This window comes from Enterobacter cloacae complex sp. SHL022 (assembly GCF_049237785.1).
Taxonomy (GTDB): domain Bacteria; phylum Pseudomonadota; class Gammaproteobacteria; order Enterobacterales; family Enterobacteriaceae; genus Enterobacter; species Enterobacter hormaechei_C.
On record NZ_JBMKJH010000006.1, the window covers coordinates 36053 to 62524 of the forward strand.

Annotated in this window: 28 protein-coding genes; 22 read left to right on the forward strand and 6 right to left on the reverse strand. The window is 59.0% G+C overall.

Annotation, left to right across the window (positions count from 1 at the left end; all coding sequences use genetic code 11):
• Positions 1-16: 16 nt before the first annotated feature.
• Positions 17-2293 (reverse strand): primary-amine oxidase, encoded by a 2277-nt coding sequence (gene tynA / locus ACOTZD_RS13590; protein ID WP_174402341.1) that lies wholly within the window; start codon positions 2291-2293, stop codon positions 17-19.
• Between the two features lie 196 nt (positions 2294-2489).
• Positions 2490-4529, reverse strand: coding sequence for a phenylacetic acid degradation bifunctional protein PaaZ (gene paaZ / locus ACOTZD_RS13595; protein WP_112017990.1), 2040 nt, complete (start codon positions 4527-4529; stop codon positions 2490-2492).
• 285 nt (positions 4530-4814) lie between these two features.
• On the opposite strand from paaZ, the gene paaA reads away from it, so the two are divergent.
• From paaA to paaY, 13 genes are all read left to right on the forward strand, one after another.
• A complete protein-coding gene (gene paaA, locus ACOTZD_RS13600; RefSeq protein WP_003857355.1) occupies positions 4815-5744 on the forward strand; it encodes a 1,2-phenylacetyl-CoA epoxidase subunit PaaA in 930 nt (309 codons plus the stop codon).
• A gap of 12 nt (positions 5745-5756) precedes the next feature.
• Positions 5757-6044 (forward strand): 1,2-phenylacetyl-CoA epoxidase subunit PaaB, encoded by a 288-nt coding sequence (gene paaB, locus ACOTZD_RS13605; protein WP_003857353.1) that lies wholly within the window; start codon positions 5757-5759, stop codon positions 6042-6044.
• Positions 6045-6052: 8 nt separating this feature from the next.
• Entirely contained in the window at positions 6053-6799 is a 747-nt protein-coding gene (paaC, locus tag ACOTZD_RS13610) for a 1,2-phenylacetyl-CoA epoxidase subunit PaaC (RefSeq protein WP_023314089.1), read from the forward strand.
• A gap of 11 nt (positions 6800-6810) precedes the next feature.
• Entirely contained in the window at positions 6811-7308 is a 498-nt protein-coding gene (gene paaD / locus ACOTZD_RS13615; protein ID WP_003857347.1) for a 1,2-phenylacetyl-CoA epoxidase subunit PaaD, read from the forward strand.
• 7 nt (positions 7309-7315) lie between these two features.
• The gene (paaE, locus tag ACOTZD_RS13620) at positions 7316-8386 is read left to right on the forward strand and encodes a 1,2-phenylacetyl-CoA epoxidase subunit PaaE (RefSeq protein ID WP_003857345.1); all 1071 of its coding nucleotides are present in this window, start codon (positions 7316-7318) and stop codon (positions 8384-8386) included.
• Positions 8383-9150 carry a 2,3-dehydroadipyl-CoA hydratase PaaF gene (gene paaF / locus ACOTZD_RS13625; protein ID WP_003857343.1) on the forward strand — a complete coding sequence of 256 codons (768 nt, stop codon included), beginning with the start codon at positions 8383-8385 and terminating at the stop codon, positions 9148-9150. The genes paaE and paaF overlap by 4 nt, the downstream gene beginning before the upstream one ends.
• Positions 9150-9938 (forward strand): 2-(1,2-epoxy-1,2-dihydrophenyl)acetyl-CoA isomerase PaaG, encoded by a 789-nt coding sequence (gene paaG / locus ACOTZD_RS13630; protein WP_026080707.1) that lies wholly within the window; start codon positions 9150-9152, stop codon positions 9936-9938. The genes paaF and paaG overlap by 1 nt, the downstream gene beginning before the upstream one ends.
• Before the next feature lies 1 nt (position 9939).
• Entirely contained in the window at positions 9940-11364 is a 1425-nt protein-coding gene (gene paaH / locus ACOTZD_RS13635; protein WP_127675283.1) for a 3-hydroxyacyl-CoA dehydrogenase PaaH, read from the forward strand.
• On the forward strand, positions 11354-11776 hold the full coding sequence (gene paaI, locus ACOTZD_RS13640) for a hydroxyphenylacetyl-CoA thioesterase PaaI (RefSeq protein WP_045342864.1): 423 nt from the start codon (positions 11354-11356) through the stop codon (positions 11774-11776). The genes paaH and paaI overlap by 11 nt, the downstream gene beginning before the upstream one ends.
• Positions 11776-12981, forward strand: coding sequence for a 3-oxoadipyl-CoA thiolase (gene pcaF / locus ACOTZD_RS13645; RefSeq protein WP_058659960.1), 1206 nt, complete (start codon positions 11776-11778; stop codon positions 12979-12981). Before paaI ends, pcaF begins: the two co-directional genes overlap by 1 nt.
• Positions 12982-13007: 26 nt before the next feature.
• Positions 13008-14324 (forward strand): phenylacetate--CoA ligase PaaK, encoded by a 1317-nt coding sequence (gene paaK, locus ACOTZD_RS13650; protein WP_022648028.1) that lies wholly within the window; start codon positions 13008-13010, stop codon positions 14322-14324.
• A gap of 133 nt (positions 14325-14457) precedes the next feature.
• Positions 14458-15393, forward strand: a complete 936-nt coding sequence (gene paaX, locus ACOTZD_RS13655; RefSeq protein ID WP_048240857.1) for a phenylacetic acid degradation operon negative regulatory protein PaaX — start codon at positions 14458-14460, stop codon at positions 15391-15393.
• 9 nt (positions 15394-15402) lie between these two features.
• On the forward strand, positions 15403-16008 hold the full coding sequence (gene paaY / locus ACOTZD_RS13660) for a phenylacetic acid degradation protein PaaY (protein ID WP_006810541.1): 606 nt from the start codon (positions 15403-15405) through the stop codon (positions 16006-16008).
• 42 nt (positions 16009-16050) lie between these two features.
• On the opposite strand, the gene ACOTZD_RS13665 is transcribed toward paaY, so the two are convergent.
• Entirely contained in the window at positions 16051-16686 is a 636-nt protein-coding gene (locus tag ACOTZD_RS13665; RefSeq protein WP_003857323.1) for a helix-turn-helix domain-containing protein, read from the reverse strand.
• Positions 16687-16888: 202 nt separating this feature from the next.
• On the opposite strand from ACOTZD_RS13665, the gene ACOTZD_RS13670 reads away from it, so the two are divergent.
• Positions 16889-18865, forward strand: coding sequence for an alkyl/aryl-sulfatase (locus tag ACOTZD_RS13670; RefSeq protein WP_174402343.1), 1977 nt, complete (start codon positions 16889-16891; stop codon positions 18863-18865).
• 56 nt (positions 18866-18921) lie between these two features.
• On the opposite strand, the gene ACOTZD_RS13675 is transcribed toward ACOTZD_RS13670, so the two are convergent.
• Both ACOTZD_RS13675 and ACOTZD_RS13680 read right to left on the reverse strand, forming a co-directional pair.
• The gene (locus tag ACOTZD_RS13675) at positions 18922-19674 is read right to left on the reverse strand and encodes a hypothetical protein (RefSeq protein WP_022651152.1); all 753 of its coding nucleotides are present in this window, start codon (positions 19672-19674) and stop codon (positions 18922-18924) included.
• 1 nt (position 19675) lies between these two features.
• On the reverse strand, positions 19676-19873 hold the full coding sequence (locus ACOTZD_RS13680; protein ID WP_003857318.1) for a hypothetical protein: 198 nt from the start codon (positions 19871-19873) through the stop codon (positions 19676-19678).
• A 259-nt stretch (positions 19874-20132) separates the two neighbouring features.
• On the opposite strand from ACOTZD_RS13680, the gene ACOTZD_RS13685 reads away from it, so the two are divergent.
• Genes ACOTZD_RS13685 through ACOTZD_RS13720 form a run of 8 tightly spaced genes read left to right on the forward strand, consistent with a single transcriptional unit; the run spans position 20133 to position 26013 of the window.
• A complete protein-coding gene (locus tag ACOTZD_RS13685; RefSeq protein ID WP_032609132.1) occupies positions 20133-20567 on the forward strand; it encodes a nuclear transport factor 2 family protein in 435 nt (144 codons plus the stop codon).
• Complete coding sequence (locus ACOTZD_RS13690) at positions 20564-21283, forward strand: SDR family NAD(P)-dependent oxidoreductase (RefSeq protein WP_023324604.1); 720 nt, start codon at positions 20564-20566, stop codon at positions 21281-21283. The genes ACOTZD_RS13685 and ACOTZD_RS13690 overlap by 4 nt, the downstream gene beginning before the upstream one ends.
• A complete protein-coding gene (locus ACOTZD_RS13695; RefSeq protein WP_174402344.1) occupies positions 21280-22539 on the forward strand; it encodes an NAD(P)/FAD-dependent oxidoreductase in 1260 nt (419 codons plus the stop codon). Before ACOTZD_RS13690 ends, ACOTZD_RS13695 begins: the two co-directional genes overlap by 4 nt.
• A gap of 1 nt (position 22540) precedes the next feature.
• The gene (locus ACOTZD_RS13700; RefSeq protein WP_032609137.1) at positions 22541-23263 is read left to right on the forward strand and encodes a DUF1365 domain-containing protein; all 723 of its coding nucleotides are present in this window, start codon (positions 22541-22543) and stop codon (positions 23261-23263) included.
• Complete coding sequence (locus tag ACOTZD_RS13705) at positions 23260-24480, forward strand: SAM-dependent methyltransferase (RefSeq protein WP_003857310.1); 1221 nt, start codon at positions 23260-23262, stop codon at positions 24478-24480. Before ACOTZD_RS13700 ends, ACOTZD_RS13705 begins: the two co-directional genes overlap by 4 nt.
• Complete coding sequence (locus ACOTZD_RS13710; RefSeq protein WP_003857308.1) at positions 24477-24962, forward strand: DUF2878 domain-containing protein; 486 nt, start codon at positions 24477-24479, stop codon at positions 24960-24962. Before ACOTZD_RS13705 ends, ACOTZD_RS13710 begins: the two co-directional genes overlap by 4 nt.
• Complete coding sequence (locus ACOTZD_RS13715; protein ID WP_023314102.1) at positions 24959-25483, forward strand: hypothetical protein; 525 nt, start codon at positions 24959-24961, stop codon at positions 25481-25483. Before ACOTZD_RS13710 ends, ACOTZD_RS13715 begins: the two co-directional genes overlap by 4 nt.
• Positions 25480-26013, forward strand: coding sequence for a DUF3833 domain-containing protein (locus ACOTZD_RS13720; RefSeq protein ID WP_023314103.1), 534 nt, complete (start codon positions 25480-25482; stop codon positions 26011-26013). The genes ACOTZD_RS13715 and ACOTZD_RS13720 overlap by 4 nt, the downstream gene beginning before the upstream one ends.
• Here the strand turns inward: ACOTZD_RS13720 and ACOTZD_RS13725 are convergent.
• A complete protein-coding gene (locus ACOTZD_RS13725; protein WP_045333015.1) occupies positions 26010-26468 on the reverse strand; it encodes a DMT family transporter in 459 nt (152 codons plus the stop codon). The genes ACOTZD_RS13720 and ACOTZD_RS13725 overlap by 4 nt on opposite strands.
• Positions 26469-26472 lie beyond the last annotated feature (4 nt).

Consider the following 26472-nt stretch of genomic DNA (forward strand, 5'->3'; position numbering starts at 1 on the left):
TGCGCCCGGCGTTTGCTTATTTTTGCTCGGCTTTCTTCTTGCCGAGCGTTGGCGTCTCGTCAAAGAAATTCCACGGCTTGAGCAACGTGTGCACCCATTCCGTCGGCATTATCGGCCACTCCTCGGCACGGGCGACATGGGTGGTGCCGGTGGTCATCCAGATGACGTTATCCTGGTCGTTCAGCGACTCGTTATCTTTGCTGTACTGGCCGAGGCCGGTATCGTGCGTGGAACGGTTCGGGTATTTTCCCTCCGGGTACATCTCGTCGGGATGGTAACGCGTTACCCACAGTTGTTTATCCATAAAGCTCAGGCGGTGATAAATCCACTCGTCCGGGGCAAACTTCGCGCCGGACGCTACCGGGTGTGTACCGCCCGCGTAAGGGATGATCTGATATGAGACCGGGTTGCCCATGCGGTTCTCTTTGCTGGTATTGCTCAGCAGGCGGATGGTGCCCGGGTCAAACTTCTGCGCCGCCTGCTGTTCGGTATCAATATCATACTGATTAACCTGCATGGTGCTGGTGCGCGGTCCGCCAGCGGTGTTCGGTTTGACGTCGGGATCCATGGCCACCAGCTTGTTGTTGATGCCGTCCACGTCCATATCCAGACGGAAGTTGTAGATGTGCTGGTGGGTGGTACCGACAATATTATGGTCGATCAGCGTTCCGTATCGGGTGTCATCCTTCGCGGTGGCATCATGCATGGTTTTCGTCTGCACGCCTTTCACCGCTTCAATGCCCGTGGCCCCTGCATCAATGCCGATAGTGCCGTTTTCGTGGAATACCCAGTCGAAGATGTAATCATAGTTACCCACGGTGCTGACCCAGCGCACCACCAGCTCGCGGCGTTCGGTGCTGACGTTGGGTTTTCCTAATTCCTGATGCTTATATTCCGGCCCGGCGTAACGCTCGAAAATGGCGATCGCCCGGGGGATCTCCATTGGCGCGCCGGTGTAATCCGGGATGGTTTCGTTGAGCATCACGGCGTTAGACGGAACATCCTTGCCGCGCACCAGCGGGGAGGTCAGGGTACCCATGCCGTAATCGCCGGAGTCCAGGTAGGCTTTAAAGTACCAGCCGATATCCGGGTCGCCGTACGGCACAATCATGCCGCCGAGCGACCCCTGATACATCACCTGTCGCTTTTTGCCGTTGTCGTTATAGGTCACGGTGGAGATTATCGGGCCGACGCGTGAGTCCAGGCTCAGATGAAAATCCCAGTTCTGCCAGTGCACCCTATCCCCAGTGATGGTGTAGTTCTTGCCTTCCGGCTCGATAATCTCCAGCGGTTTTTTCACCGTTTCAACGCGGTCACGGCCATCATAAGGGCGCGGCGTGAGCGGCACCGGCACGACCGGGCCTTCCTCAATCTTCTGGATTTTCTTCTGCTCGAGATCCACCACCGCAACCAGGTTTTCGATCGGGTGCGCCCAGTAGTTACCGTCGCCCACGTCGAGATAGCTGATCACTTTCAGCAGGCGGTCTTCCTGTTTCAGCCCATCCTTGCCGTCAAAAAAGCCGACGGTAAGCGGGGTGGTGATCACTTTCTTCGGGTCGGTAATGCCGCGCTTTTTCAGCACGGCGGCAAATTCCGGGCTTTCATTGATGATCTGCTGCACGGTATTGAAGTCATCCAGCAGCACCATGCCGTGCGCGTCTTTTATCGGCTCCCAGCGGAGGATCTTTTTCTCCTTCAGATCCACCCGGCTTTCGATGATGTGTTTACCATCAAGCATGATGATATTGGCCTGACGGGGCGCATCCACCGCCGTGCCGTTAAGCACAAAGTCCCAGACTTTGGCCTTTTCTGGCTCCGCCAGCGCAATCTGGGTAAAGCGGGTATTGGGTTTAAAATCCGCTGAGGCTTTCACGATTGCTACGGCCTGGTTGATTTCATCAGCCGTCAGCGCGTTTAACGGGTGGGGGCTTTTTCCAACCTGGAATGTCTGATCAAGACCGGACTGAAAGACATCGTTGATAAAGGTCTCCGGGATATACGCCTTATTGTTCTTCATCACCACGGGCACCTGGAGCGTCAGCGGTTTGCCGTTAACGATGGCGGTATTTGCGCCGGGTTTGACCTTCACAAAGGCACCGTCTTTGACGATGGTGAACATCTGGGCGTAATCATCCCACTGCACGTCCGCGCCAAACGCCTGAAGCGTTTTGTCCATCGGGACCATATGCGCCTCGCTGCCGTGAGCGTAAACAGGGGATTGCCAGGCGCAACAGAGCGCAACGGCCATGGCCAGTGCCGTTCTACGGGCAGAAAAAGAAGAATTGCTTCCCATCGCAGACCTCATCTTGTTGTGTTTATTGTGTAGTGTCAGCGTTATCCTGACAGGCGCGCACGAAAAGCGTTTGCCTGCATCTGCCAGGTTGTTTGTCAGTCTTGCCAGGTTAAAAAAGAGCGGGGGTGCATCACACCCCCGGTCAGGTAGTTGTAGGCCGGGTAAGCGGAGCGACACCCGGCAAGAAAGAGGTGTGTCAGAAGTCACCCTGCTGGCGCGCCACCAGCGTCAGGATGGAGTAGAGCGCCACGGCCTGCTGGTGCTGGTTGAAGATCTCCACAGCCCATTCCACCACGCCGGTGGGTTTTTCCTCGGCAGTGCGCTGTTTCTTCAGCGTTTTACGTTTACAGGTCAGGCGCACCTGAATGGTATCACCCGGCTTGACCGGCTCGATAAAGCGCAGGTTTTCCATGCCATAGTTGGCAATAACCGGCCCAACCCCGGCATCGACAAACAGCCCCGCCGCGGCGGAAATCAGGAAATAACCGTGTACCACGCGCTCACCAAAAATCGACTCCGCCGCGCCAATTTTGTCCATATGGGCGTAGAAATGATCCCCGCTCAGGCAGGCAAAATTCACGATATCCGCTTCCGTCAGGGTACGACGCGGGGTCAGCAGGCTGTCGCCCGGCTGTAACTCCTCGAAGTATTTACGGAACGGATGAACGCGATCTTCCTGCACCTCCGCGCCACGGACCCACTGTTTACCGATCGCGGCGAGCATGGACGGGCTGCCCTGAATGGCTGTGCGCTGAAGATAGTGCTTCACAGCGCGCAGGCCGCCCAGCTCTTCGCCGCCGCCCGCACGTCCCGGACCACCGTGCACCAGCTGCGGCAACGGTGAACCGTGGCCGGTAGATTCTTTCGAGGATTCCTGGTTGAGGATCTGAATGCGTCCGTGGGCGCGCGCGGCACCAGCAATAAACTGCCGCGCCACGCGGGTATCTGCCGTAACCAGCGTTCCCGCCAGGCTGCCGCCGCCCGCCCGCGCCAGCTGCATGGCGTGCTCGGTGTTACGGCAGGGCATCAGGGTTGCGACGGGGCCAAAGGCTTCGGTGGCGTGAACGGCCGGGGTTTCGTCCGGCTGCGGGCAGAACAGCAGGGTGGGTGGGAAGAATGCGCCAGGCGCCTGCAAATCAGCTTTACCACCCAGACGGATCTGGCAGCCCGAGGCCAGCAGATGATCGACTTTTTCCTGCACGTCAGCACGTTGCTCACTGTTGACGAGAGCCCCCATCTTCACCCCTTCCTGGGCCGGATCGCCGACGACCACGTTCACCAGCCGCGCAATCAGCGCCTGGCTGACGGCTTCAACCTGCGCTTCAGGCACGATGATGCGGCGGATGGCGGTACATTTTTGCCCGGCTTTGACGGTCATCTCGCGCACCACTTCGCGGATAAACAGCGTAAACTCCGGCTGTTCCGGCGTCACGTCCTCACCCAGCACGCAGCAGTTAAGAGAATCTGCTTCCATGGTAAACGGAATGGAATGTGCGACGATATTCGGGTGGACGCGCAGGCTCTGCCCGGTGCTGGCCGACCCGGTAAACGTCACCACGTCCTGGCTGTCGAGGTGGTTCAGCAGATCGCCCGCGCCACCGCAGATCAGGCTGATGGCGCCGTCCGGCACCAGTCCGCTCTCCACGATCGCTTTCACCATCGCCTGAGTCACCTGCGCGGAGGCGGTGGCGGGCTTGATGATGGCGGGCATCCCGGCAAGCCAGGTGGGCGCGAGCTTTTCCAGCATCCCCCAGCACGGGAAGTTGAACGCGTTGATATGCACCGCCACGCCGGATTTCGACGTTAACACGTGACGTGCCGCAAAGCCGCCTTCCTTCGACAGTGGGATCAGCTCATCCTCCGGCCACAGGGTATCGTCCGGCAGCTCACGGCTGCCGAGGCTTGCGTAGGTGAAGAGGGTGCCGATACCGCCTTCAATATCCACCCAGCTGTCAGCCTTCGTCGCGCCGGTCTGGGCTGACAGGGCATAAAACCGATCCTTCTGGCTCAGCAGATGTTTGGCCACCGCCTTCAGCATGGCGGCGCGCTCGATAAAGCTCATTGCGCGGAGCGCTTCTCCGCCGTGTTCAATGGCGTAACGGCGCGCGGCCGCCATATCCAGCCCTTCGCTGGTGACTTGATATAGCGTTTCCCCGCTGATGGCGTGGGTGATGGTGCGCTCGCGGCCCCGGCCTGATTGCCAGATGCCGGACAAGAAGCTGGCTAACTGCTGCATTTCTTCTCTCCAGATGTTTCGTGATTTCACTATAAATAGTTTGATCTCGAATCATAAAAATCAAGCTGAGTTTTAATGAATTGTTAACGTTGTGATCTGTATTGCTTGGCCTGACCAACAGAAAGCCTTGCGCCATCGGCCTTTCATGAAAAGGCTTGCGAGCGTCGTCACAAAATAAACAAACGCTTCTTGGGGTTATATTTAACCTTTGTGTAACTTTTAAGAAACCAAATGATTCACCATTTTGCTATTTGTGGTGATTTAACGAATCACAAAGGTGGTTATGTGACGCAAGAACAACGCTTTGAGCAACGCATCGCACAGGAGACGGCCATCGAGCCGCAGGACTGGATGCCGGATGCCTACCGCAAGACGCTGATCCGCCAGATTGGACAGCACGCCCACTCTGAGATTGTCGGCATGCTGCCGGAAGGGAACTGGATCACCCGCGCACCGACGCTGCGCCGGAAAGCCATTCTGCTGGCGAAGGTGCAGGATGAAGCCGGACATGGCCTGTACCTTTACAGCGCGGCGGAAACGCTGGGCTGCGCCCGGGAGGACATCTATCAAAAGATGCTCGACGGCAAGATGAAATACTCCTCCATCTTCAACTATCCAACCCTGAGCTGGGCCGATATCGGGGTCATTGGCTGGCTGGTGGACGGGGCGGCCATTGTGAACCAGGTGGCGCTGTGCCGTACATCTTACGGCCCGTATGCCCGGGCGATGGTGAAGATTTGTAAAGAAGAGAGCTTTCACCAGCGTCAGGGTTTTGAGGCCTGCATGGCGCTGGCGCAGGGTAGCGAAGCCCAGCGGCAGATGTTGCAGGACGCCATCAACCGCTTCTGGTGGCCCGCGCTGATGATGTTCGGACCCAACGACGACAACTCCCCAAACAGCGCCCGCAGTCTGGCCTGGAAGATCAAACGCTTTGGCAACGATGAGCTTCGCCAGCGCTTCGTGGACAACACGGTGCCTCAGGTGGAGATGCTCGGCATGACCGTGCCGGATCCCGACCTGCGTTTCGATGAAGAGAGCGGTCACTACCGCTTCGGCGAAATCGACTGGCAGGAATTTGACGAGGTGATCAACGGGCGCGGGATCTGCAACCACGAACGTCTGGCCGCAAAACGTAAAGCCTGGGACGACGGCGCATGGGTGCGTGAAGCCGCTCTGGCCCACGCGGAAAAACAACGCGCCCGCCAGGCCGCATAAGAGGAATCAACCATGAGCAACGTTTACTGGCCGTTATACGAAGTTTTTGTCCGTTCGAAGCAGGGGCTGTCGCACCGGCATGTAGGCAGCCTTCACGCTGCCGACGACCGCATGGCGCTGGAAAACGCGCGCGATGCCTATACCCGCCGCAGCGAAGGCTGTTCTATCTGGGTGGTGAAGGCGAGTGAAATCGTCGCTTCCCAGCCGGAAGAGAGCGGGGAGTTTTTCGATCCGGCGGAAAGCAAGGTCTACCGCCATCCGACGTTTTACACCATCCCTGATGGTATCGAGCATATGTGAGGTTGGGGATGAACAACGTATCTGCTTATGCCCTGCGTCTGGGCGACAACGGTCTGGTGCTCTCACAGCGTCTGGGCGCCTGGTGCGGCCACGCGCCGGAGCTGGAAATTGACCTGGCGCTCGCCAATATCGGCCTTGATCTGCTCGGGCAGGCGCGCAATTTCCTGACCTACGCCGCTGAACGGGAAGGTAAGGGTGATGAAGATACCCTGGCCTATGGCCGCGATGAGCGTCAGTTCCGCAATTTGCTGCTGGTGGAACAGCCAAACGGCAGCTTCGCCGACACCATTGCCCGTCAGTATCTGATGGATGCGTGGAACGTGGCGCTCTACGAGCGGCTGATCCACAGCAGCGACAGTCAGCTTGCCGCCATCGCGGCAAAAGCCATTAAGGAGGCGCGCTATCACCTGCGCTTTAGCCGCGGCTGGCTGGTGCGGCTGGGGGACGGAACAGAAACCTCCGCACAAAAAATGCAGCAGGCGGTGGATAGCCTGTGGCGCTTTACGGCTGAACTGTTCGACGCTGACGAGGTCGAGCTGGCGCTAATTGATGACGGCGTGGCGGTTGATCCGCGCGACCTGCGGGACCCGTGGGAGCGCGAAGTGTTTGCTGGCCTGGCGGAAGCCACCCTCCGCGTGCCCGAAGAGGTGGCGTATCGCACGGGCGGTAAGAAGGGGCTACATACCGAACACCTCGGGCCGATGCTGGCAGAGATGCAGTATCTCCAGCGCGTTTACCCCGGCCAGCAGTGGTAAAGGAGGACGCCATGCAACGCCTCGTCGACATCGCGCCTGCACAAATCCCGCAGATTTGGGCGCTGTTAAGCCAGATCCCCGACCCGGAAGTGCCGGTGCTGACCATCACCGACCTGGGCATGGTGCGCAGCGTGAAGGCACAGGGGGAAGGCTGGGTCATCGGCTTCACGCCAACCTATTCGGGCTGTCCGGCAACGGAGCATCTGCTGGGGGCGATCCGCGAAACCCTGACCGGAAACGGCTTTAGCCCGGTACATATTGTGCTGCAACTGGAGCCCGCCTGGACCACCGACTGGATGACCGACGATGCCCGCAGGCGCCTGCGTGAATATGGCATCAGCCCGCCTGTTGGCCATAGCTGCCATGCCCACGTTCCCGCGGAGGTGAGCTGCCCGCGCTGTGCGAGCACCGATACCTCGCTTATCAGTGAATTTGGATCCACGGCCTGCAAAGCGCTCTACCGCTGCAATACCTGCCGTGAGCCCTTCGACTATTTCAAATGTATTTGAGGCTGCCATGACAACGTTTCATTCATTAACAGTGGCAAAAGTGGAACCCGAAACCCGCGACGCGGTGACCATTACCTTCGCGGTGCCGCAGGCGTTACAGGAGGCGTACCGCTTCCGTCCCGGTCAGCATCTGACCCTGAAAGCCAGCCCTGGCGGGGATGAACTGCGCCGCTGCTACTCCATCTGCCGGAGCACCGCGTGCGGTGAGATCAGCGTGGCGGTCAAAGCCATCGAGGGCGGACGTTTTTCCCGCTATGCCCGGGACGAGATCAAACCGGGCATGGCGCTGGAGGTGATGGTGCCCCAGGGGCATTTTGGCTACCAGCCGCAGGCCGAACGCGAAGGCCATTATCTGGCGATTGCCGCCGGGTCCGGGATCACCCCGATGCTGGCGATTATGTCCGCTACGCTGGCCACTGAAGCCCACAGCCACTTCACCCTGATTTACGGCAACCGCAGCAGCCAGAGCATGATGTTCCGCCGGGCGCTGGCAGACCTGAAAGATAAATACCCGCAGCGTTTGCAGCTGATCGCCATCTTCAGCCAGGAGACGCTCGACAGCGATCTGCTCCATGGCCGCATTGACGGGGAAAAGCTCCAGGCGCTGGCAAAAACGCTGGTGAATTTCCGTCAGTACGATGAAGCCTTCATCTGCGGCCCGTCGGCGATGATGGATGAGGCCGAAGCGGCGCTGCAAGCGCTGGGTATGCCGGAAAAAGCGATCCATCTTGAGCGCTTTAACACGCCGGGTACCGCCGTTAAACGGACAGCCAGCGTGCAGGCCGATGGCCAGAAGGTCACCGTCCGTCAGGACGGGCGCGACAGGGAGATCACCCTGACGGCGGACGACGAAAGCATTCTTGACGCGGCCCTGCGTCAGGGGGCGGATCTGCCTTACGCCTGCAAGGGCGGCGTATGCGCCACCTGCAAATGCAAAGTGCTGCGTGGGAAAGTCGATATGGCGACCAACTACAGCCTGGAGCCGGACGAGCTGGCCGCAGGCTATGTGCTGAGCTGTCAGGCGCTGCCGTTAACCGCCGACGTTATCGTCGATTTTGATGCGAAGGGGATGGCATGAGCGAACTGATTGTTACCCGTCATGGCCGCGTGTTGCAGCTAACGCTTAACCGTCCGGCGGCGCGCAACGCGCTCAACAATGCGCTGCTCCTGCAAATCGCGGAGCAGCTTGAGGCCGCCGCCGCGGATGCTGAGATCGCCGTCTGCGTGATGTACGGCAACGAACGCTGCTTTGCCGCCGGGGCCGATCTCAACGAAATGGCGGAGAAAGACCTGCCCGCCACCCTGAACGATATCCGTCCGCAGCTGTGGGCGCGGATCAATGCCTTCACCAAACCGCTGATTGCCGCCGTAAACGGCTTCGCGCTGGGGGCAGGCTGTGAGCTGGCGCTGCTCTGCGATGTCGTGATTGCTGGCGATAACGCCCGTTTTGGCCTGCCGGAAATCACCCTCGGGATCATGCCGGGCGCAGGCGGCACCCAGCGGCTGATCCGCAGCGTAGGCAAATCGCTGGCCAGCAAAATGGTGCTGACGGGCGAAAGCATCACGGCGGTGCAGGCGCACAGCGCCGGGCTGGTCAGCGACGTCTACCCGGCCTCGCTGACGCTGGAGTACGCCCTGAAGCAGGCGGCGCTGATGGCGCGCCATTCGCCGCTGGCGCTACAGGCGGCGAAGCAGGCGCTTCGCCAGTCGCAGGAAGTTCCGCTTCAGGCCGGGCTGGCGCAGGAGCGTCAGCTGTTTGCGCTGCTCGCGGCCACCGACGATCGCCGGGAAGGGATCAACGCCTTTTTACAAAAACGCACCCCAGACTTTAAAGGACGCTAATTGTGGAATCTATTCTGAGCCATGTTGAGCAGGGCGTAATGACCATTACGCTGAACCGCCCGGAGCGCCTGAACAGCTTTAACGACGTCATGCACCAGCAGCTTTCCGAATGCCTGAAGCAGGCCGAGCGCGATGACGCCATCCGCTGCCTGCTGATCACCGGGGCAGGACGCGGTTTCTGCGCCGGGCAGGATCTCAACGACCGTAACGTCGACCCGAACGGCCCGGCGCCCGATCTGGGCATGTCCGTTGAGACTTTTTACAACCCGCTGGTGCGCCGCCTGGCAAAACTGCCGAAGCCGGTGATTTGCGCGGTTAACGGCGTGGCGGCGGGCGCGGGGGCGACGCTGGCCCTCGGCTGCGACATGGTGATTGCGGCGCGCTCCGCCAGTTTTGTGATGGCCTTCAGCAAGCTCGGCCTCGTCCCGGACTGCGGCGGCACCTGGCTGCTGCCGCGCGTGGCCGGACGCGCCCGCGCCATGGGGCTGGCATTGCTGGGCGATAAGCTCAGCGCCGAGCAGGCACAGGCCTGGGGAATGATCTGGCAGGTGGTGGACGACGAGCAGCTCTCCGCCACCGCACAGCAGATGGCGCTGCATTTTGCCTCGCAGCCGACCTTTGGCCTGGGCTTGATCAAGCAGGCGATCAATGCCGCCGAAACCAACACCCTCGACGCCCAGCTTGATCTGGAGCGCGACTATCAACGCCTGGCCGGACGCAGCGACGACTACCGGGAAGGCGTCAGCGCGTTCCTGGCAAAACGCGCGCCGAACTTTACGGGGAAATAAGATGGTGAATATCCATACGGTCGCCGTCATTGGCAGCGGCACCATGGGCGCCGGGATTGCCGAAGTGGCAGCCAGCCACGGTCATCCGGTTCTGGTGTACGACATTGACGCAGCGGCGATTTCCCGCGCCGTCGACGGCATTCGCCAGCGGCTGTCCTCACGCGTTGCGCGTGGAAAACTCTCTGCCGACGCCGGGGAGCAGATCCTCGCCCGCCTGACGCCGGTGACGAATATCAGTGCTCTGGCGAAAGCCGATCTGGTGATCGAGGCGGCCTCCGAGCGGCTTGAAGTGAAAAAGGCGCTGTTTACCCAGCTGGCAGAGGTTTGTCCGCCGCAGACGCTGCTCGCCAGCAATACCTCGTCCATTTCCGTTACCGCTATTGCGGCGGAGATAAACCACCCTGAACGCGTCGCCGGGCTGCACTTCTTCAATCCTGCCCCGGTGATGAAGCTGGTGGAGGTGGTCAGCGGGCTGGCGACCTCACCAGAAGTGGCCGATGCGCTGTGCGAGCTGGCGCTGAGCTGGGGAAAGCAGCCGGTACGCTGCCAGTCCACGCCGGGGTTTATCGTCAACCGCGTGGCGCGCCCGTTCTACTCGGAAGCCTGGCGCGCGCTGGAAGAGCAGGTGGCAACGCCCGAGGTGATTGACGCCGCCCTGCGAGACGGCGGAGGCTTCCCGATGGGGCCGCTTGAGCTGACGGACATGATTGGTCAGGACGTCAACTTTGCCGTGACCTGCTCCGTGTTTAATGCCTTCTGGCAGGAGCGTCGTTTTCTGCCGTCGCTGGTGCAGCAGGAGCTGGTGCTGGCGGGGCGTCTGGGTAAGAAAAGCGGGCAGGGCGTTTACCGCTGGCTGGAGGACAAACCCACCGTCAGCTGGCTCGCCCCGGTCAGCGACAGCTTCAACCCCATGCGCGTACAGCGAAGAAGTGACGGTGTCACGGAAATTGACGATCTGTTGCTGATCGAAACGCAGGGTGAAACCGCGCAGTCGCTGGCGCTGCGCCACGGCTGCCCGGTGGTGGTGGTCGACCGCATCGAGCGGGATGTGGCCGTGATAGCCGCCGCACCCGGCAACCCGCACGCCGCCACGCAGAAAGCCATTTACTGGTTGCAGCACCAGCAGAAACGGGTGGTCCAGATTGCCGATTACCCCGGCCTGCTGGTCTGGCGCACGGTAGCGATGATTGCCAACGAAGCGCTGGACGCCCTGCAAAAAGGGGTCGCCAGCGAGCAAGACATCGATACCGCCATGCGCTTAGGGGTCAACTATCCCTGCGGGCCCATCGCCTGGGGCGAGCGCCTTGGCTGGCAGCGTCTGTTAACGCTGCTGGAGAACCTGCAACGTCACTACGGCGAGGAACGCTATCGCCCCTGTTCACTGCTGCGCCAGCGTGCGCTTCTGGAGAGTAGCTATGAGTCATAACGCCTGGCATAACGCCCGCGCGATGTACGAACGGGACGCCTGCGCGCAGGCGATGGGGATGGACATTCTCGACATGGGCGAGGGCTACGCGGTGGTGACCATGACCATCACCCCGCAGATGCTCAACGGGCATAAAACCTGCCACGGCGGACAGCTGTTCTCGCTGGCCGATACCGCCTTTGCCTACGCCTGCAACAGTCAGGGGCTGGCGGCGGTGGCCTCAGGCTGCGCCATCGATTTTCTGCGTCCGGGCTTTGCCGGCGATAAGCTGACCGCTACCGCGCGGGTGAAGCATCAGGGCAAACTGACCGGCGTATACGACATTGAAATTCAGAACCAACACCAGAAAACCGTCGCTCTTTTTCGCGGGAAATCGCACCGCACCGGCGGCAGTGTGACAGGAGAAGCCTGATGCGTGACGCATTTATTTGTGAGGGTGTGCGTACCCCGGTCGGTCGCTACGGTGGAGGATTATCCAGCGTGCGTGCCGATGACTTAGGGGCCGTGCCGCTGCGTGCGCTGCTGGCGCGTTACCCGCAGCTCGATCTGGAGCGCATAGATGATGTGATCTTCGGCTGCGCAAATCAGGCCGGAGAGGATAACCGCAACGTAGCGCGCATGTCGTCGCTGCTGGCCGGGCTGCCGCAGACCGTTTCCGGTACCACCATTAACCGCCTGTGCGGCTCCGGTCTGGATGCCCTTGGCTTTGCGGCACGCGCCATTAAGGCCGGGGATGGCGATCTGCTGATCGCCGGTGGCGTCGAATCCATGTCCCGTGCGCCGTTCGTGATGGGCAAAGCCACCGCGGCGTTTCAGCGTCAGGCGGAGATCTTCGACACCACCATCGGCTGGCGATTTGTGAATCCGCTCATGCATCAGCAATACGGAACTGACAGCATGCCGGAAACGGCAGAGAATGTAGCGGAATTGTTAAATATAAGCCGTGCCGATCAGGATGCATTTGCCCTGCGCAGCCAACAGCGCACCGCGCGGGCGCAGCAGAATGGCGTTCTGGCGCAGGAGATTATCCCGGTACAGGTGGCGGGGAAAAAAGGTGCCGTAACGGAAGTGAGCGTGGACGAGCATCCGCGCGCCGAAACCACCCTTGAACAGCTTGCCGCGCTGAAAGCTCCGTTCCGCAAGAACGGTGTGGTGACGGCGGGGAACGCCTCCGGCGTGAACGACGGGGCGGCGGCGCTGATTATCGCCAGCGAGCCGATGGCGCTTGCCCAGGGGTTAACCCCGCGCACACGCATTGTGGCCATGGCGACCGCGGGCGTCGAGCCGCGCCTGATGGGATTAGGCCCGGTTCCCGCCACCCGTAAGGTGCTGGAACGTGCCGGACTCAGTATCACCGATATGGACGTCATTGAGCTTAACGAAGCCTTCGCCGCACAGGCGCTGGGCGTGCTGCGTCAGCTGGGTTTGCCGGATGACGCGGAGCATGTGAACCCTAATGGCGGGGCGATCGCGTTAGGTCATCCGCTGGGAATGAGCGGTGCCAGACTGGCGCTGGCCGCGAGCAATGAATTGCACCGACGCGGCGGGCGCTACGCGCTGTGTACGATGTGCATCGGTGTGGGTCAGGGCATTGCCATGATCCTTGAGCGTGTTTGAGCGAACAATAATGTGAGTACCCTGCGATGATAAATACAACAAAGCTTGATCCGATCGAAACCGCGTCCATTGATGAATTGCAGGCGTTGCAGACCGCGCGCCTGAAGTGGACGCTGAACCACGCCTACAACAACGTTCCGATGTACAAACGCAAGTTTGACGCCGCGGGCGTTCACCCTGACGATTTTAACGAGCTGGCGGACCTGCAAAAATTCCCGTGCACCACCAAGCAGGATCTGCGCGACAACTACCCGTTCGATACCTTTGCGGTGCCGATGGAGCAGGTGGTGCGCATCCACGCCTCGTCGGGCACCACCGGAAAGCCGACCGTGGTGGGATATACCCAGAATGATATCGACAACTGGGCCAATATCGTCGCCCGTTCCCTGCGCGCCGCCGGGGGCAGCGCGAAGGATAAAATTCACGTGGCCTACGGCTACGGGCTATTCACCGGCGGGCTGGGGGCGCACTACGGTGCCGAGCGTCTGGGTGCAACGGTGATCCCGATGTCCGGCGGCCAGACGGAGAAGCAGGCGCAGCTGATCCGCGATTTTCAGCCGGATATGATCATGGTGACGCCCTCATACTGCCTGAATTTAATTGAAGAGCTGGAGCGTCAGATGGGCGGTGACGCCAGCGCCTGTTCCCTGCGCGTCGGCGTGTTTGGCGCCGAGCCGTGGACGCAGGCGATGCGCCGCGAAATTGAAAAACGGCTGGGCATTACCGCGCTGGATATCTATGGTCTCTCCGAAGTGATGGGGCCGGGCGTGGCGATGGAGTGTCTTGAAACCGCTGACGGCCCGACCATCTGGGAAGATCACTTCTACCCGGAGATCGTCAACCCGAATGACGGCACGCCGCTGGCCGACGGCGAGCAGGGCGAACTGCTGTTCACCACCCTGACCAAAGAGGCGCTGCCGGTGATCCGCTACCGCACCCGCGACCTGACGCGCCTGCTGCCGGGCACTGCACGCACCATGCGCCGGATGGATCGCATCAGCGGGCGCAGCGACGACATGCTCATCATTCGCGGCGTGAACGTCTTCCCGTCACAGCTGGAAGAGGAGATCGTTAAGTTCGAACATCTTTCGCCACACTATCAGCTGGAGGTGAACCGCCGCGGGCATCTTGATTCACTTTCGGTGAAGGTCGAGCTGAAACAGAGCAGCTTAACGCTGACCCATGAGCAGCGCTGTCAGGTCTGCCATCAGCTGCGTCATCGGATTAAATCGATGGTGGGGATCTCGACCGACGTGATGATCGTTAACTGTGGCAGCATACCGCGCTCCGAGGGTAAAGCTTGCCGGGTGTTTGATTTGCGTAAAGTGGCAGCCAACGGTTGAATTCTCCTCACCCCAGCCCTCTCCCAAAGGGAGAGGGTGTATTAAGTTCCCTCTCCCTTTGGGAGAGGGTTAGGGTGAGGGTACACCCCAGATTCGTATGCTATGATTCATCCAGGAAAAAAATAACAACAGAATGAATCACATGAATAAACTTGAAGCCTTTATCCAGCATGCAGTCAGCTCTGTTCCCGTCAGCGGAACGTCGCTTATCTCCTCACTGTATGGCGACGCGCTTTCGCACCGCGGCGGAGAGATCTGGCTCGGCAGCCTGGCGGCCCTGCTGGAAGGGATGGGATTTGGCGAGCGTTTTGTGCGCACCGCGCTGTTTCGCCTCAACAAAGAGGGCTGGCTGGACGTGTCCCGCATTGGCCGCCGCAGCTTTTACCGTCTCAGCGACAAGGGGCTGCGTTTGACCCGCCGCGCGGAAAATAAAATCTACCGTGCGGAACTGCCGGCGTGGGATGGTAAATGGCTGCTGCTGCTCTCCGAGGGGCTGGATAAAACCACCCTCGCGGACGTGAAAAAACAGCTCATCTGGCAAGGGTTCGGCACGCTGGCGCCGAGCCTGATGGCCTCGCCGTCGCAGAACCTGGCGGACGTGCAGTCTCTGCTGCATGACGCGGGCGTGGCGGAAAACGTCATTTTCTTTGAGGCCCATTCACCGCTGGCCTTATCACGTGCGGCGTTACGAGCCCGCGTGGAAGAGTGCTGGCAGTTGACCGAACAAAACGCGATGTACGAAACGTTTATCAACTCGTTCCGTCCGCTGTTGCCGCTGCTGAAAGAAACGCCGCCTGAGGATTTGACCCCGGAACGCTGCTTCCAGATCCAGCTGTTACTCATTCATTTTTATCGTCGCGTGGTGCTGAAAGATCCGCTGTTGCCGGAGGAGTTACTTCCTGCGCACTGGGCGGGACAGAGCGCGCGACAGCTGTGCATTAATATCTACCAGCGCGTGGCGGCGGGAGCCCTGGCGTTTGTCAGTGAGAAGGGGGAAACCTCTGTGGGCGAGCTGCCCGCTCCCGGCACGCTTTATCACCAGCGTTTTGGTGGTCTGAATATCACATAAGGAGAGGGTATGCCTGTTTATCAAATTGATGGTCTGACGCCGGTCGTGCCTGAAGAGAGCTATGTTCACCCGACCGCGGTGCTGATTGGCGACGTGATCCTCGGCAAAGGCGTTTACGTGGGGCCCAACGCCAGCCTGCGCGGCGATTTTGGCCGGATCGTGGTGAAAGACGGCGCGAACATCCAGGATAACTGCGTGATGCACGGTTTTCCGGAGCAGGACACGGTGGTGGAAGAGGACGGGCATATCGGCCACAGCGCGATCCTGCACGGCTGCATTATCCGCCGTAATGCGCTGGTGGGGATGAATGCGGTCGTGATGGACGGGGCGACGATCGGCGAAAACAGCATCGTTGGGGCGGCGGCGTTTGTGAAGGCCAAAGCGGAAATGCCTGCGAATCACTTAATTCTTGGCAGTCCGGCGAAAGCGATTCGTGAGCTAAGTGCGCAGGAAATAGAGTGGAAAAAGCAGGGCACGCGGGAGTATCAGGTGCTGGTGGACCGTTGTAAGCAGACGCTGCACCAGGTGGAGCCGCTGCGTGAAGAAGAGCCAGGACGCAAACGGCTGGTCTTCGATGAGAATTTACGGCCTAAGTCGGCTGGCCGGGATAAATAAGGCTGTTCGCTCCCGCACGTTGATCAAGGCGTGAAAATGAGCTCAATACGCATCCGGCAGGGGCCGGTCAATCGACACCAGCTTTCCGCGCTTCATGGTGATATATCCCCCGGCTTTAAGATCTGCCAGCACGCGAAAGACATGCGTTCGTGACAGGTTAGTGCGCTTGATGATAAACAGCGCCAGGCCCTCATTCTCTCCCGTGTGGGTCTCCTGCCGATAGAGATAGCGGTACAGCATTGGTTTGATGGTCTGGTAGCTGGTGACCTGCCTGCGTTCATTGTGCAGGTCGATGGTAAATATGGACATGTAGGTCAGTATGGTGGCCAGCGCCTGCATGCGCTCAGGCCCGCCCTGGAAAAATATCTGGTCGAAGTCGACCCAGGATATTCTCACCAGCTTCACCTTCGCACTGCTGCGATATTCATACTTCGCCAGTGGACAATACCTTTCCATTAACCCTATCGGCATATACTCGATAGTATTGCCAATATTAAGGCCATCATCAGGCATTAATATCGTCAGCGACCCTTCAGTGCAAAAATAGATATAGCCAGGCTCGACGGTGAGTTTTTTATTTGCGGCAACGGTTAAGGCCTCGCCTTTACAAAGCATGTGCGGAAAAAATTGCCCAATATTGAGTTGCTGATAATAGGTATGGATATCCTGAAAATTCACGCTAAGCCTCTCCCCGCAACGTTTGCCGTGGTAGCGAGTATAGCAGCAATAGGCCCCGAATTACGAACCCATAAATAACGAGTCCCATATGGGACTATGATGGAAAGGTATTCTGTTTAGAATGGTCGTCAATGAGTTCGCATTAAAATTATCCGCCAACAGTAAATATCCAGGCGGCGCAATTAATCTATGAGGCCATTCAATGAAATTAACCCTAATTGCTAAACATCTGGCGCTTGCCGGTGTGTTGACGTCGCTGTCGCTTTCCGCGTTTGCGGAAGTGCAGCCGCAGGATGCCACTGCCACGACCCGGCAGGTAAATAACGCCCTGTATAACAAATTACCGTTTGCCGATAAAACCGACTTTGAGAACGCCCATAAAGGTTTTATCGCCCCGCTGCCACAAAACATGATTAAAGGCGAGCAGGGGAACGTTATCTGGAACCCGGCGAAATATGATTTCGTGAAAGAGGGTGAGAAAGCCCCGGATACGGTAAACCCGAGCCTGTGGCGTCAGTCACAGTTGATCAACATTGGCGGGCTGTTTAAGGTCACCGACGGCGTGTATCAGATCCGTAATCTCGATCTCTCCAACATGACCATCATTGAGGGCGAGAAGGGCATTACCGTTATCGACCCGCTGTTAAGCGCTGAACCGGCGAAAGAAGCGCTGGATCTCTACTATGCAAACCGCGGCAAGAAACCGGTCGTCGCTGTGGTGATCACCCACAGCCACGTTGACCACTATGGCGGCCTGCGCGGCGTGGTTGACGAAGCTGACGTCAAGTCTGGCAAAGTGAAAATCTACGCGCCGGATGGCTTTATGAAAGAGGCGGTTTCCGAAAACATTATGGCCGGAAACGCGATGAGCCGCCGTGCGAGCTATATGTACGGCAACCTGCTGAAGCCGAATGCAAAAGGCCAGGTGGGTGCAGGCCTTGGCACCACCACCTCTGCGGGTACTGTCACCCTCATCCCGCCGACCGACTACATTACCCATACCGGTCAGGAAGAAGTGATCGACGGTTTGACCTACGACTTTATGATGGCGCCGGGTTCAGAAGCTCCGTCGGAGATGCTGTGGTATGTCAAAGAGAAGAAAATGATCGAGGCCGCAGAGGACGTGACCCATACTCTGCACAACACCTACTCCCTGCGCGGCGCGAAAATCCGCGACCCGCTGGCCTGGTCTAAGTACATTAACGCCGCCATTGAGCGCTGGGGCGCGGACGCGGAAGTGATTATTGCGCAGCACCACTGGCCGACCTGGGGTAACGAGAATATCGTCAAGCTGATGAAAGGTCAGCGCGATATGTACCGCTACATCAACGACCAGACCCTTCGTATGGCAAACAAGGGGCTGACCCGCGACGAGATCGCCGCCGAGTTTAAACTGCCGGAATCGCTGGAAAAACAGTGGGCAAGCCGCGGTTACTACGGCTCCGTTAGCCACGACGTCAAAGCCACCTACGTGTTTTATCTCGGCTGGTTCGACGGCAACCCGGCAACCCTCGACGAGCTGCCGCCTGAACTGGCTGCGAAGAAGTTCGTGCAGTACATGGGCGGCGCTGATGCCATCATACAGAAAGCCAAAGCGGATTATCAGCAGGGTAATTACCGTTGGGTTGCTCAGGTGGTCAGCAAAGTGGTCTTTGCCGATCCTAACAACCAGGCTGCCCGTAATCTGGAAGCCGACGCGCTGGAGCAGTTAGGTTACCAGGCGGAAGCGGGCACCTGGCGTAACTTCTACCTGACCGGCGCGCAGGAACTGCGTAATGGCGTGAAGAAGCTGCCGACGCCGAACACCGCCAGCCCGGATACCGTGCGGGCGATGACCCCGGAAATGTTCTTCGACTACCTGGGTGTGCACATCAACGGGGTGCGGGCCGGTAACGCGAAGGCGGTCTTCAATGTTGATCTCGGTAAGGATGGCGGCAAATACAAGCTGGAGCTGGAAAACGGCGTGCTGAACCATACCGCCAACGCGCAGGCGAAGGATGCTGACGCAACCATCACGCTGGACCGTAGCACGCTGAACAACATCATCCTTAAGAAAGAGACGCTGAAGCAGGCGATGGATAAGGGTGACGTGAAGGTGAGCGGAAACGGGGCGAAGCTGGAAGAGATGCTGAGCTACATGGACACATTTGACTTCTGGTTCAATATTGTGACGCCATAAGTTTAGCGTTCGTCCTGGTTAATCCTGGCGCCTTGTTGCGATAAGGCGCCATTTTTTTATTCACGCATTGCCAGCGCGCTGGCGCTTGCCGGATCGAACAGCGAAATACTCTCGATCTGATCCAGCATGATCACTTTGCGAAAATCCATGGCGCTTTTGGGCTCTGAATCGAGCGTAATGTCATGCTCGGCATACCATTTGCTGTAGTTATGTTCGATACAGAGCTGCATGTTTTTCCCGTCACGGTAGCCGCTCAGCATCGGAATAAGCACGATATTGGCCGTTTTTTCATACTCCAGCGTGGCGGTATGGATCATCCCAATATAGATCCGCCGCGATTTCAGCGTGACGTGCGCCAGTTCACCTTCCTCCATGCACTGATAGAGCAGCTGTTCAATCCCGCTCGATTGCGCCAGCCGCTTGTAGAGCTTTTTTCGGCCTTCGCCGTCCAGCCGCGCGCTCCCGGCCCAGTTCGAGCGGTAGAGACAGAACAGGATCGCGAAGGTCAGCATTACCACCACCGGGGCCTGAATCCCCAGGAAGCTCCAGTTCATAAAATCAATTTGCCAGTCGGCATATTTTGCAGACGTGAAATGGAACGTGTTATCGGCGGCGGAGAGGGCGAACAACAGCAGCCACAACAGGCCGGTGGCGATCACTCCCTGAAGAACAAAAATACAGCCATACAGCGCCACAAGAAAATAGACGTCCCAGCCAAAGGAGCGCTTGATTTTAAACCGTGTTGAGAGGTCGCGGCTGGTGTACCAGTACCCGCATACCATCAATACCATGAATATTGCCGTTCCCATTTCAGGCCCTCTTCAGCGCGTTGACATGGCGCAGAAAGTCCTGCCGCACCTCGTGGCTTTTGTAGTTAACCGAGGCGTTTCCATCCTGATCGATGATGATGCGGTCGCCATCCTCTACGGCTTCGATAATTTCCTGGTGACTCATGACCTGCAACAAGGATTCCGGGCTGGAAAAGAGCGTCATCAGTAAATGTTTCATCGCGTGACATCCTTATGAATTAAAAGGATAAGTCTGGAAGATAAATGGCACCTTTGCCTTAAGGTTATCCCTAAAAAAACGGCAGCCTGGCGGCGAAATTCAACTTTATGCTCAAAATGGTTGCGCGAGGTAACATTTCAGGTCTTTGAAAAATAATAAGAATAAAAAATATATCTGCGCAAACTTGGACAAATAACGTTAATTGTGTAAGTTTAAATTATGCGATTTCGCTACGTTGTTTACACCCAGGATGTGACCCATGAGCACGTTGCCGTCCGTCATCAGTCGGTTCGTTGAGTACTACGCCACGCTGGATACCCAGCCACCTTCGGCGCTGGCGGGAATTTATCGCGCCGATGCCACGCTTATCGATCCCTTTGGCGAACATAGCGGGGTGTTCGCGATCCAGCGCTATTTCACCCACTTGCTGGCTAACGTCCAGCACTGTCGCTTTACCGTTGATGCGCCGTTGCAGCAGGGCGATCGCTTTGTGGTCACCTGGATAATGCACTGGTCGCACCCGCGTATTGCCCGGGGTGCAGTGCGACAGCTGCCGGGCTGCTCCGTGGTAGACATGCGCGACGATCGCATTGTTCGCCAGCGGGATTACTACGATGCCGGAGAGATGATTTACGAACATCTCCCGATACTCGGCTGGGCCGTACGCGGCGTGAAGCGGAGAGTGAAATCATGAAAACGGTTCTGATCACCGGCGCAAGCTCGGGCATCGGGGCGGGGCTGGCGAAATCTTTTGCCGACGATGGTTACCGGGTGATTGCCTGCGGGCGCGATGCGCAACGTCTGGCCGCTGTGCATCAGCACAGCCCCAACATCACGGTGCGCCTGTTCGATATGACAGACAGGGACGCCTGTCGCCAGGCGCTGGCGGACTGTGCTGCCGACACGGTGATTCTCTGCGCCGGAACCTGCGAGTATCTCGACCGCGGCGAGGTGGATGCCGAGCTGGTGGCGCGGGTCATGACCACCAATTTCATGGGGCCGGTAAACTGCCTTGCGGCGTTGCAGCCGCAGCTGGTATCCGGCAACCGCGTGGTGCTGGTCAGTTCGATGGCGCACTGGCTTCACTTCCCGCGAGCCGAAGCCTATGGGGCCTCTAAAGCGGCGTTAACCTGGTTTGCCGACACGCTGCGCCTCGACTGGGAACCGAAAGGGATTGCCGTCACGGTCGTTTCACCCGGTTTTGTCGACACGCCGCTGACCCGCAAAAACGATTTCCCGATGCCGGGCCGGGTCAGCGTGGGGGACGCCGTCCACGCCATTCGTCGCGGTCTGGCAAAAGGGAAGGATCACATCGCGTTTCCCGCCGGGTTCAGCCTGGCGCTGCGCCTGCTTTCCGGCCTGCCCGATGTACTTCAGCGCGCACTGCTGCGCAGGATGGTGCGACCATGAAAATCGCAATTATCGGCAGCGGCATCGCCGGGTTAACCTGTGCCTGGCGGCTCGCCGGACATCATCAGATCACGGTGTTCGAGGCGCAGGCCACCCCGGGCGGCCATACTGCAACGGTAGATGTCGACACGCCCCAGGGCACCTTTGCCATCGATACCGGTTTTATCGTCTACAACGACCGCACCTATCCGCGCTTCATGGGGCTGCTCAGCGAACTGGGCATCAGCGGGCAAAAAACGCAGATGAGCTTTTCGGTGCAGAACCCGCAGAGCGGGCTGGAGTATAACGGGCACACGCTGACGTCGCTGTTCGCCCAGCGTCGTAATCTGCTGAACCCTGCCTTCTGGACGCTACTGAAGGAGATCGTGCGCTTTAACCGGCTGGCGAAACAGACGCTCCGGGGCGAAGTCGATGGATCCGCCACGCTGGAAACGTTCCTGCGCCAGCACCGCTTTACGCCCTTTTTTGCGCGCCACTACATCCTGCCAATGGGGGCGGCTATCTGGTCGTCGTCGATACAGGAGATGAAACGCTTTCCGCTGCCGCTCTTTTTACGCTTTTTTGAAAACCACGGTCTGCTGGACATTACCCATCGTCCGCAGTGGTACGTCGTGCCAGGCGGCTCCCGGGAGTATATCCGCGCGATGATGGACAAGCTTGGCGATCGCCTGACGCTGCACCTCAACGCGCCGGTTCAGAAGGTTGTTCGCCACGATCGTGGCGTCGATATTGAGCGGGAAGGCGTCACTCATACCTTCGATCAGGTGATCTTCGCCTGTCACTCTGCTCAGGCGCTGGCGATGCTCGCCAGCCCAACGCAGGCTGAACGTGAGGTGCTGGGTGATATCGGCTGGCAGCGTAACGAGGTGGTGCTTCACCGCGATCCGCGCTGGCTGCCGGTGCGCGAACGCGCGTGGGCCAGCTGGAACTACCGCCTCAGCGAGCAGGATCGGGCCAGCGCCTGCGTCACCTACAACATGAATATCTTGCAGGGACTGCCGCCGGGTAGCCCGCTGTTTTGCGTCACCCTCAACCCGGAAACGCCGGTGGAAGAACGCTATGTGCTGCGCCGCTTTGTCTATGAGCATCCGCTTTTTAACCCGCAAAGCTGGCAAGCCCAGGCCCGGCGCGGCGAAATAAATGGTCGCCAGCGGAGCTGGTTCTGCGGCGCGTACTGGTACAACGGCTTCCACGAAGATGGCGTACGCAGTGCGCTGGATGTGGTAAACGCTATCGCGGCCGGGGAGGGCAACTGAGATGAACAGCTGCCTTTACCACGGTACATTGCGCCATCGTCGGCTTGCGCCGAAAGCGCACCACTTTACCTACAGCGTCTTTATGGCCTGGCTCGATCTGGATGAGCTGGACGCGCTGCCCTCTGTCGGCGTGCGTCGTAACCGCGTTGCGCCCGCGGCATTTTATGATGCGGACTACCCGCTGGGCACGCCGCTCAAAGAGCGCGTCCTTGAGCGTCTGGAAAAGCTGACCGGCGAGCGTCCGGCGGGGCGGGTCATGCTTCTGACTCAGCTGCGCTATTTCGGTTTTCATTTCAACCCGGTCAATTTTTACTACTGCTATGACGGCGAAGACACTCTGCGCTGGGTTCTCGCCGAAGTGCGTAACACGCCGTGGAATGAACGACATTACTACGCGGTAGCGGGGCGGGACGCCCCGCCGACGCAGAAAGCGTTTCACGTCTCGCCCTTTAATCCGATGGATATGGTTTACCACTGGCGCTTCAACAGCCCGGACAGCACGCTGCGCATGCATATCGAAAACCATCAGGAGACGAAGGTGTTTGATGCCACCCTGACGCTACGCCGGGCGCCGCTGACGCGCGCAGCGCTGCGTTCGCTGCTGGCGCGGATCCCGTTGATGACCCTCAAAACCGTTTTCGCCATTTACTGGCAGGCGCTCAGGCTGTGGCTGAAGCGCGTGCCGCTGCATAACCATCCCCTCAGCAGGAGTGAACGCTCATGACCGATCCCGTCTTTGCGCTTGAACCCGATATCCCGCGCAACGTCCGCGTCGCGCGATGGTTGCTCTTCCGCCTGCTGAACGGTCTGCGCGGTGGCTCGCTGACGCTGCGTGAAGGCGCGCAGACGTTCCAGTTCGGCGACGCCTCCGCCGCGCTTCATGCTGAGGTGCAGGTACTTGCTCCGGGCGTCTACTGGCGCATTTTAACCGGGGGCAGCCTCGCCGCGGCACAAGCGTGGATGGATGGCGACTGGGAGACGCCCCACCTGACGCCGCTGCTGGAGCTGATTGCACGTAATAGCCAAATCCTCGGGCAACTGGAAAAAGGGTTTCGCCTGCTCGGGAAACCGGTGGAGCGGCTACGGCACTGGATGCGGCGCAACTCCCGCGCTCAGGCGCGTGAAAATATTGCCGCCCATTACGATCTGGGCAACGCCTTCTACGCCCATTTCCTTGATGAAGACCTGCTGTACTCCAGCGCGCTGTTTAACGGGGACGAGCAGGATTTGAACGCGGCTCAGCAGGCGAAAATGGCCAGGCTGTGCGACCAGCTGGCGCTCACGGCAAACGATCATCTGCTGGAGATTGGCACCGGCTGGGGGGCGATGGCGGAGTACGCCGCCCGTCACTACGGCTGTCGGGTGACCACCACCACGCTGTCGCAGGAGCAGTACCACTGGGCCACCGCGCGGATCGCCCGGGCAGGGTTGCAGGATCGCGTTGAGGTGCTGCTTTGCGACTACCGCGATCTGACCGGGGTTTACGACAAACTGGTCTCGGTTGAGATGATCGAAGCCGTCGGCCAACGCTACCTGCCAACGTTTTTCCGTACCTGTCAGGCGCGTCTGCGTCCAGGCGGGCGGATGGCGATTCAGGCCATCACCATTCAGGATCAACGCTATCGCGACTACAGCAAAAGCGTCGATTTTATTCAGCGCTACATCTTCCCCGGCGGCTTTTTGCCCAGCATCACCGCCATGAATGAACTGATGACCCGCCATACCGATTTTGTGGTGCGTAATCTCTTCGATATGGGGCCGGACTACGCCCGCACGTTGGCGCACTGGCGTCAGCGTTTCGTTCACGCCTGGCAGGAGATTGAAAAGCTCGGGTTTGATGACCGTTTCCGGCGGATGTGGCTGTACTACCTCGGCTACTGTGAAGCCGGGTTTAATGCCCGCACCATCAGCGTGGTGCAGCTGACTGCGGAACGCGTATGAAGCGTTACGGGCAGGTATTTCTGTTGGCCATCGGTTTTGATCTCTACTGGACGCTGGTGGTGCTGTTTCGCGAGCAGGGGCTGGTCATCTGGATCGCGCTGGCGGTGCTTGCCTGGCTGTTATTACCGCCATCACACCGGGTATACGCCCTTGTGCTGGCGGCGTCGGGTGCGCTGCTGGACGCCCTCTGGGCGCTGACGGGGCTGATTGCGTTCACAGGCGCGTCCCTGATGCCGCTATGGATGGTGGCGCTGTGGCTAATGTTTGCCACCGTCTGGACGCACCTGACCCGCACGACCACCTTGCCAGGATGGTTGCTGACGGTGCTGGCGACTCTGGGCGGACCGGTAGCCTACCTGATCGGCGAGCATCTTGGGGCCATTACGTTTCAGGAGCCGACCTTTATCGTCGTCAGCTGGATGTTCCCCGGCTGGCTGGTGCTGATGCTGTTTTTCCACCTGTTGATGGGGAGACAACAATGAGAAATCTGGTACTGATGCTCGCGTTATCCGTCTTCACCTGTACCGTGCAGGCGGCAGACTGGCTGAGCTGGCGCAAGGTGGGTGACGCCACCCTCACCTGGGGGCCGTTTACCGTCTATACCTCTCAGCTTCTGACGCCCGACGGCAGCTATACAGGATTAGACGGCGATAATGCGCTGATTATCACCTATGCCCGGGACATCGATGGTGACGACCTGGTCGAGGCGACCCGCGACCAGTGGCAGGCGCAGGGCATTTTGCAGCAGGAGCCGCAGAGTGAAGCCTGGCTACGCATGCTGTCCACGCTCTGGCCCGACGTCACGCCCGGCACGCAGCTCGCGTTTGTGGTTAATAACGGCCAGGGACAATTCTGGTATCGCCCCACGGCGTCGCAGAAAAAATTTACGCCACTCGGGCCACGCCAGACGGCAGCGTTTAGCTCACGCTTTCTGGCGATATGGCTCGATCCCCGCACCGAATATCCTGAACTGCGTCAGCAGTTAACTGGAGGAGCACAATGAAACGTTTCCTGCTAGTGGCGCTTGCCCTGACGATGCTGGTGGCCGGATGTAGCACCGAGGTGACAGAGTATCGTCAGCAGCAGCCACGGCTTGATATTTTTACTTACTTCCAGGGGAAAACCGAGGCGTGGGGGATGGTGCAGGATCGCAGCGGTAAGCAGATCCGCCGTTTTCACGTCGAGATCGCCGGGGATGTTATCGGCGATACGCTGACCCTGAACGAGCATTTTGTCTACGATGACGGCGAAAAGCAGCAGCGCGTCTGGCATATCCGCCGCGTTGGGCAGAATCGCTATGAAGGCACGGCGGGTGACATAGAAGGTGTCGCGACAGGCCAGGCGGCGGGCAATGCCCTTAACTGGCGCTACAGCATGAACGTGAAGGCGGACGGCAAAACCTGGCTGCTGCACTTTGATGACTGGATGTATTTGCAGGACAGCACCCGTCTGTTCAATAAAACTGAGATGAAGAAATTTGGCGTCACCGTCGCCACGGTGACGCTGTTCTTTACCCGCAAAGAGGGCGGTTAATCCTCTTCGGGCTGAAGTTTACTGCTTGAGTAAATGAAGAAGAGCGCAATACTCAGGCAGACGACGGCCCCGAAACGGCTCACTGAAAACGGAATGGCTTCATTGTTCAGCCAGCCAAAGTTATCAATCAGCATGCTCATGGCCAGCTGGCCCAGGATAACCGCTACCGTGGCAACAGCGGTCCCGATGCGCTGCACCGCGAGCACCATAATCACGATATAGGGCACGCCGCACAGGGCGCCCAGAAGCTGCCATTTGGGTACATCCATCAGGCTGACCGCCTGTTTCGGCTCAAAAAAGAAGATCAGCAGGGCGGTCACCAGCGCGCCGACGGAAAAAGTCAGAAACGCGCTTTTAAATACCCCCACGCTGCTGCCTAATTGCCCGTTAATGGCAGCCTGAATGCTCAGCGTTGCGCCGCCAATCACCGCCAGAATAATCATAATTACTGTCATAACG

Coding starts and splice junctions, on each gene's coding strand:
- tynA (WP_174402341.1), bottom strand. CDS start 2,293: ATGGGAAGCAATTCTTCTTTTTCTGCCCGTAGAACGGCACTGGCCATG.
- paaZ (WP_112017990.1), bottom strand. CDS start 4,529: ATGCAGCAGTTAGCCAGCTTCTTGTCCGGCATCTGGCAATCAGGCCGG.
- paaB (WP_003857353.1), top strand. CDS start 5,757: ATGAGCAACGTTTACTGGCCGTTATACGAAGTTTTTGTCCGTTCGAAG.
- paaC (WP_023314089.1), top strand. CDS start 6,053: ATGAACAACGTATCTGCTTATGCCCTGCGTCTGGGCGACAACGGTCTG.
- paaD (WP_003857347.1), top strand. CDS start 6,811: ATGCAACGCCTCGTCGACATCGCGCCTGCACAAATCCCGCAGATTTGG.
- paaE (WP_003857345.1), top strand. CDS start 7,316: ATGACAACGTTTCATTCATTAACAGTGGCAAAAGTGGAACCCGAAACC.
- paaF (WP_003857343.1), top strand. CDS start 8,383: ATGAGCGAACTGATTGTTACCCGTCATGGCCGCGTGTTGCAGCTAACG.
- paaH (WP_127675283.1), top strand. CDS start 9,940: ATGGTGAATATCCATACGGTCGCCGTCATTGGCAGCGGCACCATGGGC.
- paaI (WP_045342864.1), top strand. CDS start 11,354: ATGAGTCATAACGCCTGGCATAACGCCCGCGCGATGTACGAACGGGAC.
- pcaF (WP_058659960.1), top strand. CDS start 11,776: ATGCGTGACGCATTTATTTGTGAGGGTGTGCGTACCCCGGTCGGTCGC.
- paaK (WP_022648028.1), top strand. CDS start 13,008: ATGATAAATACAACAAAGCTTGATCCGATCGAAACCGCGTCCATTGAT.
- paaX (WP_048240857.1), top strand. CDS start 14,458: ATGAATCACATGAATAAACTTGAAGCCTTTATCCAGCATGCAGTCAGC.
- paaY (WP_006810541.1), top strand. CDS start 15,403: ATGCCTGTTTATCAAATTGATGGTCTGACGCCGGTCGTGCCTGAAGAG.
- ACOTZD_RS13670 (WP_174402343.1), top strand. CDS start 16,889: ATGAAATTAACCCTAATTGCTAAACATCTGGCGCTTGCCGGTGTGTTG.
- ACOTZD_RS13675 (WP_022651152.1), bottom strand. CDS start 19,674: ATGGGAACGGCAATATTCATGGTATTGATGGTATGCGGGTACTGGTAC.
- ACOTZD_RS13680 (WP_003857318.1), bottom strand. CDS start 19,873: ATGAAACATTTACTGATGACGCTCTTTTCCAGCCCGGAATCCTTGTTG.
- ACOTZD_RS13685 (WP_032609132.1), top strand. CDS start 20,133: ATGAGCACGTTGCCGTCCGTCATCAGTCGGTTCGTTGAGTACTACGCC.
- ACOTZD_RS13690 (WP_023324604.1), top strand. CDS start 20,564: ATGAAAACGGTTCTGATCACCGGCGCAAGCTCGGGCATCGGGGCGGGG.
- ACOTZD_RS13695 (WP_174402344.1), top strand. CDS start 21,280: ATGAAAATCGCAATTATCGGCAGCGGCATCGCCGGGTTAACCTGTGCC.
- ACOTZD_RS13700 (WP_032609137.1), top strand. CDS start 22,541: ATGAACAGCTGCCTTTACCACGGTACATTGCGCCATCGTCGGCTTGCG.
- ACOTZD_RS13705 (WP_003857310.1), top strand. CDS start 23,260: ATGACCGATCCCGTCTTTGCGCTTGAACCCGATATCCCGCGCAACGTC.
- ACOTZD_RS13710 (WP_003857308.1), top strand. CDS start 24,477: ATGAAGCGTTACGGGCAGGTATTTCTGTTGGCCATCGGTTTTGATCTC.
- ACOTZD_RS13715 (WP_023314102.1), top strand. CDS start 24,959: ATGAGAAATCTGGTACTGATGCTCGCGTTATCCGTCTTCACCTGTACC.
- ACOTZD_RS13720 (WP_023314103.1), top strand. CDS start 25,480: ATGAAACGTTTCCTGCTAGTGGCGCTTGCCCTGACGATGCTGGTGGCC.
- ACOTZD_RS13725 (WP_045333015.1), bottom strand. CDS start 26,468: ATGACAGTAATTATGATTATTCTGGCGGTGATTGGCGGCGCAACGCTG.